General features: G+C 62.4%; 2 protein-coding genes. Both read left to right on the plus strand.

Annotated features, from left to right (window positions below):
• The first annotated feature begins 161 nt into the window (after positions 1 to 161).
• Positions 162 to 1,694 (plus strand): IS21 family transposase, encoded by a 1,533-nt coding sequence (gene istA, locus ACW4QM_RS11395; RefSeq protein ID WP_157012986.1) that lies wholly within the window; start codon positions 162 to 164, stop codon positions 1,692 to 1,694.
• Positions 1,695 to 1,708: 14 nt separating this feature from the next.
• On the plus strand, positions 1,709 to 2,449 hold the full coding sequence (istB, locus tag ACW4QM_RS11400) for an IS21-like element helper ATPase IstB (RefSeq protein ID WP_157012985.1): 741 nt from the start codon (positions 1,709 to 1,711) through the stop codon (positions 2,447 to 2,449).
• The last annotated feature ends 157 nt before the right edge of the window (positions 2,450 to 2,606 follow it).

The raw sequence follows: 2,606 nt of genomic DNA on the forward strand, positions 1-2,606 counted from the left end.
TGATTATTGCGGCGTTTTCAGTCCGTGATTCCGCGAGCCATCGGTGCGCTTGTCCGCTATCGGTCGGTGTGCGCCGATGATGGCGCTTTAATCTCTCCAATCTCCTACGATTGGCCCAGGTGCAAAAAGCATCCGGGCCATTTCTACGTTAGGAGGAAAAAATGGTCAAGTACCGAGAGATCCTGAGACTGACTTATCTCGGGATCAGCCAGGAGAACATAGCGTTCTCCTGCGGCTGCGCGAGATCCACCGTGCAGCTGATCCAGAAGCTCGCTAAGAGCAAGGGGCTTGAGTGGCCGCTACCCGGCGAGATGGACGATGCGGCAATCAGAGCCGTGCTCTACCCGCCGAAGGAGACCCGCGATGACGGGAAGTTCGCCATCGACCACGAGTGGATCGAGCGCGAGATGGGCAAACCCGGGGTCACGATGACGCTTCTTTGGAGCGAATACTGCGTGAAGGCCACCGATCACGGCGCCGATCCCTTCATGTACTCGGCTTTCTGCCAGCGCCATCGCAAATGGGCGCAGCGGAACCGCATCACCTTGCATATCGACCGTCGCCCGGCCGAGGAGATGCAGGTCGATTGGGCTGGCAAGTGCCCGGCGTATTGCGACCCGGACACCGGCGAGATTCGCAAGGCCCACGTGTTCGTGGCCTGCCTGCCGTACTCCTCGATGATCTTCGCCTGGCCCTATCCAAACATGGGAGAGGAGTCTTGGATCGACGGGCACATCCGCGCCTTCCGCGAGTTCGGCGGCACGACGCCCATCGTCGTGCCGGACAACTGCAAGACCGGCGTCATCAAGAACACGGTAGAGGAGCTCGTCGTCAATGAGCAGTACAGGCTCATGTGCGAGCACTACGGCGTGGCTGTCGTGCCGGCACGGGTTCGCAGGCCAAAGGACAAGGCCGCTGTCGAGATGAGCGTTGGCGTGGTGGAGCGAAAGGTCATCGCCGCCATGCGCGACCGAGTGTTCATCGGCATCGCGGAACTCGCTGCGGCAATCGACGAGGCCGTGGATTCCATCAACTCCGCGCCCTTCCAGAAGCGGGCCGGCAGCAGGCGCGAGGCCTTCCTCGGGCGGGAGAAGGACCGCTTGCAGCCCCTGCCGCCGACCCATTACGAGATGACGGTCAGGAAGACCGCCACCGTCCAGTTTAACTACCATGTCTCCTTTGACAAGCGCTACTACTCGGTGCCAGCCGCCTACGTGCGGCGCGAGGTGGGCATCGTCGCCACTAGAACGACGGTGGCCGTCATCTGCGACGGGGAGCGCATCGCCATGCACAGGCGCTCGACATCTCCCGCCGGCGCCTATGTCACAGATCCCGCCCATATGCCCGACTCCCACAGGGAATGGACGGCGTGGAGCGGGGACAGGTTCCGCAGCTGGGCGGCGGGGAAGGGGGAGGCCATCCTCGCCGTCGTGGACGGGATACTCAAGTCGCGCAAGGTCGAGCAGCAGGCCTACCGCTCAGCGCGGGCGCTTCTCGGCCTTGCCGACAAGCACGGGGACGCGCTCCTGGAAAGGGCGTGCGCAAAGGCGCTCACCTGGACGGCGCGCCCCAGCTACAAGACAGTGAAGACGGCGCTCCAGAAGATAGCGGCCGAGACCGCCCCCGATCCGGATGCGGGCGCCTACCGAAGGCCCGACGACTGCTACGACGAGTTCGACGGATGCGACCGATAGGAGGTTCGGCTAAGATGGCAAACGAAGCGACGATGGACAAGCTCTACCAGATGAGGATGTCGGTGATGGCAAGGGCGTACCGCGAGCAGGAGGAGTCGATCGGCGTGGCCGAGATGCCCTTCGACGACAGGCTCGCGATGCTGGTCGACGCCGAATGGGACGCAAGGCGCGCCAACAAGCGGACGAGGCTCCTGCGCCAGGCGGCCTTCTGCGATCCCGATGCCAACGTGTGCGATGTCCGCTACGATCCCGACCGTGCGCTCGATCGCGCCAAGGTGATGGAGCTGTCGAACTGCACATGGGTGGACGCGGCCAGAAACCTCATAATCACGGGCGCTTCAGGTGCGGGGAAGTCGTGGATGGCATGCGCTTTGGGAGTGGCTGCCTGCAATGCGTTCAAGACAGTGAGGTACGTGCGGCTGCCGGAACTGCTGGATACGCTGTGCATCGCAAAAGGCGAGACGTGGGCGAAGATGAGAAAGCGGTACATCGCCTGCGATTTGCTGATCGTCGACGACTGGCTGCTGGAGACGATATCTCCATCTCAGACCAGGGAAGTTCTGGAGATAGTGGAGGCAAGGCACAGGAAGGGATCGCTCATTCTATGCTCGCAGTTCGCGCCCTCCGGATGGCGCGCGAAGCTCGGCGACAACGCCATGGCAGACGCCGTCGTGGACAGGCTGGTGTTCAACTCGCACGTGATGCACATCGAGGGCACCGAATCCATGAGGAAGAGGATGTCCGGCATAATCTAGCGCGAAGACCGCGGAAGTCGAGCGACTGAAAGCTCGAAAAAGGGCTGGGAGCAGAATGACTCCCAGCCCGATTGTCGGCGCAAGCGCGCACCGATGGCCAATGGATTTGCGCACTGACGCATTGCGGAATCACCACCCGAGGATGCCGCAATACTCA

Source organism: Adlercreutzia sp. CNCM I-6207 (genome assembly GCF_977072305.1).